5 protein-coding genes are annotated in these 4667 nt (G+C 70.3%); 4 read left to right on the forward strand and 1 reads right to left on the reverse strand.

What is annotated here, in order from left to right:
* Positions 1-93 precede the first annotated feature (93 nt).
* Genes GUY60_RS34785 through GUY60_RS34800 form a run of 4 tightly spaced genes read left to right on the forward strand, consistent with a single transcriptional unit; the run spans position 94 to position 3378 of the window.
* Positions 94-894 (forward strand): ABC transporter permease, encoded by an 801-nt coding sequence (locus tag GUY60_RS34785; protein ID WP_161705237.1) that lies wholly within the window; start codon positions 94-96, stop codon positions 892-894.
* Between the two features lie 4 nt (positions 895-898).
* Positions 899-1726 (forward strand): ABC transporter permease, encoded by an 828-nt coding sequence (locus tag GUY60_RS34790; protein ID WP_312866536.1) that lies wholly within the window; start codon positions 899-901, stop codon positions 1724-1726.
* Between the two features lie 9 nt (positions 1727-1735).
* The gene (locus GUY60_RS34795) at positions 1736-2722 is read left to right on the forward strand and encodes an ABC transporter ATP-binding protein (protein ID WP_161705241.1); all 987 of its coding nucleotides are present in this window, start codon (positions 1736-1738) and stop codon (positions 2720-2722) included.
* Positions 2723-2727: 5 nt separating this feature from the next.
* Positions 2728-3378 (forward strand): DUF1707 SHOCT-like domain-containing protein, encoded by a 651-nt coding sequence (locus tag GUY60_RS34800; RefSeq protein WP_161705243.1) that lies wholly within the window; start codon positions 2728-2730, stop codon positions 3376-3378.
* Between the two features lie 138 nt (positions 3379-3516).
* Here GUY60_RS34800 and GUY60_RS34805 read toward each other — a convergent pair.
* Positions 3517-4667: SGNH/GDSL hydrolase family protein (locus GUY60_RS34805; RefSeq protein WP_161705245.1), on the reverse strand; the 1151-nt coding region annotated here is incomplete at its 5' end.

A 4667-nucleotide genomic window follows, 5' to 3' on the forward strand; every position in this document is an offset into this window, starting at 1 on the left:
GTTCGGCCACGAGGGTGAAAACCCGTGGCGGGGTGGTTGAGGGGGCGGCTAGGGTCGTGCGCTTTGGCTCGGGAGCGGAACTGAGGGGGGACCGTGCGGTTGTACGTGGCTGTCGCGGCCGGGGGTTTCCGGCGCTACGCGACGTACCGGACCGCCACCGCGGCGGGGGTGTTCACCAACACGGTCTTCGGTCTGGTCGTGGCGTACACGTATCTGGCGCTGTGGGACGAGCGGCCCGAGCTCGGCGGGTACGACCCCTCGCAGGCCGTCACGTATGTGTGGCTCGGGCAGGGACTGCTCGCGGCGTGCGCGCTGCTCGGTGGCGGGTTCGAGAGTGAGTTGATCGAGCGGATCCGTACCGGTGACATCGCCATCGACCTGTACCGTCCCGCCGATCTCCAACTGTGGTGGCTGGCGGGCGACTTCGGGCGGGCCGTGTTCCATCTCCTTGGCCGTGGGGTGCTGCCGATGGTGTTCGGTGCGCTGGTCTTCGACCTCGCGCTGCCCACGGCGGTCGGTACGTGGCTGGCGTTCGCGGTCGCGGTGGTGTTCTCGATCGTGGTGAGTTTCGCGCTGCGCTACCTGGTCGGTCTCTCCGCGTTCTGGCTGCTCGACGGGGTGGGCGCGGCCCAACTCGCCTCGCTCGCCGCGATGTTCTTCTCCGGCATGCTGCTGCCGCTCACCGTCTTCCCCGGTGTGCTCGGCGAGGTGGCGCGTGCGCTGCCCTGGTCGGCGCTGCTGCAGGTGCCCGCCGATGTGCTGCTCGGCAAACACGTGGGGCTCGGCCTGGTGGGGGCGTACGCGTTCCAGGCGGCCTGGGCGGTGGCGCTCCTTGGCGCCGGGCGGCTGTTGCAGCGGCTCGCTACGCGTCGGGTGGTGGTCCAGGGTGGCTGAGTCGGTGGCTGAGTCGGTGGCGGTGCGGGCGGGGCGCGGGGTGCGGGCGTATCTGCTGATCGCGGGGGCCTGGGTGCGGTCCACGATGGCGTACCGGGCGTCGTTCGCGTTGACCGTGTTCGGTAATTTCGCGGTGACGGCTTTCGACTTCGTGGCGATTCTGCTGATGTTCTCGCACGTCGACGTGCTCGGCGGGTTCACGCTCGGCGAGATCGCCTTCCTGTACGGGACGACGGGCACCGCGTTCGGTCTGGCCGACCTGTTGCTCGGCTCGATGGACCGGCTGGGTGCGAGGGTCCGCGACGGCACCCTCGACACGCTTCTGGTGCGGCCCGCGCCGGTGTTGGTGCAGGTCGCCGCCGACCGGTTCGCGCTGCGCCGGCTCGGCCGGATCACGCAGGGCCTGCTCGTCCTCGGGTACGGCCTGGTGGTCGTGGACATCGCGTGGGACCCGGTGAAGGTGCTGCTCGTGCCGCTGATGCTGGTGTGCGGTGCGGCCATCTTCGGGGCGGTGTTCGTGACCGGGGGCGCGTTCCAGTTCGTGGCGCAGGACGCGTCGGAGGTGCAGAACGCCTTTACGTACGGCGGCAATACGTTGCTTCAGTACCCGCCGACGGTGTTCGCGAAGGAGCTGGTGCGCGGGGTGACGTTCGTGCTGCCGCTGGCGTTCGTGAACTGGCTGCCCGCGCTGTACATCCTCGACCGGGAGAACCCGCTGGGGCTGCCGTCCTGGTTCGCTTTCCTGCCGCCGTTCGTGGCCGTCGCCTGCTGTGGTCTCGCGGGTCTGGCGTGGCGGGCGGGGCTTCGTTCGTACCGCAGTACCGGGAGCTGACGTCAGGAGATGGTGGAAGTGGCAGGCTCCGGCGAGGAGTTCATCGTGCTCGACGGCGTCGAGAAGGTCTTCGACGTGCGCCGCAAGACCGGGTTCATGCGCCGGGAGCGGCAGGAGGTGCGGGCCGTCGACGGCATCTCGTTCACGGTGCCGCGCGGGGAGATGGTCGGCTACATCGGGCCGAACGGTGCGGGCAAGTCGACCACGATCAAGATGCTGACCGGCATCCTCACGCCCAGCGGCGGCCGGCTGCGGGTCGCGGGCATCGAACCGGCCCGTGAGCGCACCCGCTTGGCGCGGCGTATCGGCGTCGTCTTCGGGCAGCGCACCACGCTCTGGTGGGACCTGCCGCTGATCGACTCGTACCGGCTTATGCACCGCATGTACCGGATCCCCGACGCGCGGTTCCGGGAGAACCTCGACCGCTGTGTCGAACTCCTCGATCTGGGCGCCCTGTTGGACGTGCCGGTCCGTCAACTGTCCCTCGGGCAGCGGATGCGCGGCGACATCGCGGCGGCGCTGCTTCACGACCCGGACGTGCTGTACCTCGACGAGCCGACGATCGGCCTGGACGTCATCTCGAAGGCGAAGGTGCGCGAGTTCCTGCGTGACCTGAACGCCGAGGCGGGCACCACGGTGCTGCTGACCACACACGATCTGCAGGACATCGAGCAGCTCTGCAAGCGCGTCATGGTCATCGACCACGGCCGTCTCATGTACGACGGGGCGCTGGCCGGGCTGCACGAGATCGGCGAGAGCGAACGCACCCTGGTCGTGGACTTCGAGCGGGAGCTGCCCGAGGTCACGGTGGCCGGGGCGCGCGTGGTCCGGATCGAGGGCCCCCGCCAGTGGCTGGCCTTCCCCGCGTCGGCGTCCGCGGCCCCGCTCGTCACGGAACTGGCGTCCGCGTACCCGCTGGTCGATCTCTCCGTACGGGAACCGGACATCGAAGCGGTGATTGCCCAGATGTACGCGGACCGGGCCACGCTAGGCTGATTTGTATGACCGACGAGTCGCCGGAGCTACGGGCTTCGGACGCGGACCGGGAGCGGGTCACGGAGCGGCTGCGGGAAGCAGTGGCCGAGGGCCGGCTCGACATGGAGGAGTTCCAGGACCGCCTGGACGCGACGTACAAGGCGCGTACGTACGGTGAGTTGGAGCCCCTGACCCGCGATCTGCCGGACATGGCCGCCGCGAACCAGGCGGTGCCGACTGTCCCCGGCACGGGCGCGTGGGCCGACCGCATCGGTGGTACGGGCACCTCGTCCACCGGCGTCGCGATCATGTCGGGCTTCAGCCGCAAGGGCCGCTGGACCGTCCCGCGCCGCTTCAACGGCTTCGCCTTCTGGGGCGGCGGCGAGATCGACCTGCGCGAGGCGGACTTCGAGGCGCCCGAGGTCGTGATCAACTGCGTGGTCCTCATGGCGGGCATCGAAGTGATCGTGCCGCCCGGCGTGGAGGTCGTGGTCCGCGGCATCGGCGTCATGGGCGGCTTCGACGACCGCCTCACCGGCGAACCCGCCGACCCCGGCGCCCCCCGAGTCATCATCACGGGCTTCGCGTTCTGGGGCGGGGTGGGGGTGCGGCGCAAGGCTACGAAGGCGGAGAAGCTGAGGCTGAAGGAGGAGCGGCGGCGCAAGAGGCTGGAGTAGCGGGCTGGGCTTGCCTGGTTGGGCGGAGGCCGAACTCCAGCCTGCTGGGGAAAAATTGAGCCCGTCCGGCGATTGAGGACGAGGCCGCAGGGCGATTCGGCGGTGCCCAGGTCGACCGCGCCAAGGCAACCCCGCAAGCTACAGCTCCGCCGGGGCAGCCCCCTTCAACTGCGCCAGATTAAAGCTGAACGCCATCTTCTTGAACCCCTCGTCGCTCGGGTGCAGATGGTCACCCGAGTCGTACGGCGCCCGCAGCTTCCCCGGGGCGTACGGGTCCCGCAGCGCGCGGTCGAAGTCGACGACCGCGTCGAAGACCTTGCCGGCCCGTATCTCGTCGTTGACCTCGCGGCGGACCTGGTCCAACTGCGGTGTGTAGCCCCGGTGTCCACCGAACGGCATCAGGGTCGCGCCGATCACCCGCAGGCCGCGTGCGTGCGCCTGTCGGGTCATCTCGCGCAGCCCGTCGAGGACCTTGTCGGACGAGGTCTGCCGCGGGTTGCGCAGGATGTCGTTGACGCCGAGGGCGATGACGACGGCCTTGACGCCCGTACGGGACAGCGCGTCGCGCTCGAAGCGGGACAGGCCGCTCGGGTTGTCCGCGGGGCGGCCGAGGCCGTCGGAGAGTATGCGGTTGCCGCTGATGCCCTGGTTGAGGACGCTGAAGCGGGGCGCGCCCTGCTCGTCCCTGAGCCGGTCCGAAAGGACGTCCGTCCAGCGGGAGTTGGCGCCCATCGTGGCGCTCACCCCGTCGGTCAGCGAGTCGCCGAGTACGACGACCGCGCCCTCGGCCTCACGGCTCAGCACGTCGACGGCGGCGACATAGCGCCAGTACGGGCTCTGCTCGGTGTACGCGTCGCCGCGCAGGTCGGAGACGCGGTCGCCGTCGGCCACGTACGAGATCTGGCGGGCGTGCGGGTGGTACGTGACGGGGCCCGACGGGGTCGGCGAGAACGTCGTGACGAGCAGGTCGGCGTCGTGCGGGACGCGCAGCCGTACCGGGTCGCTGACGGCCTGGGAGCCCGGCTCGATGATCACCGAGTGGTTGCCGCCGAAGGAGAGGCGGCGCAGGGTGCCGGCGGCCGCGGTCGGGTTGCTGGGTGCGGCCGCCAGGGCTATGGAGGCGTGGGTGATGGAGAGCGGCGTGCGCCCGTAGAGGTTGGAGAGGGTGATGCGGGCGCCGGTGCCGCCGACGCTGGTGTGCACGACGTTCCGTATGGAGCGGCCGGGGAAGCCCGACTCGGTGCGTGGCTCGGCGGCGGCGGGGGAGGTCGACCAGGTGCCGACCCAGG

Source organism: Streptomyces boluensis (genome assembly GCF_009908195.1).
Classification (GTDB): domain Bacteria; phylum Actinomycetota; class Actinomycetes; order Streptomycetales; family Streptomycetaceae; genus Streptomyces; species Streptomyces boluensis.

Coding starts and splice junctions, on each gene's coding strand:
- GUY60_RS34795 (WP_161705241.1), top strand. CDS start 1,736: ATGGTGGAAGTGGCAGGCTCCGGCGAGGAGTTCATCGTGCTCGACGGC.
- GUY60_RS34800 (WP_161705243.1), top strand. CDS start 2,728: ATGACCGACGAGTCGCCGGAGCTACGGGCTTCGGACGCGGACCGGGAG.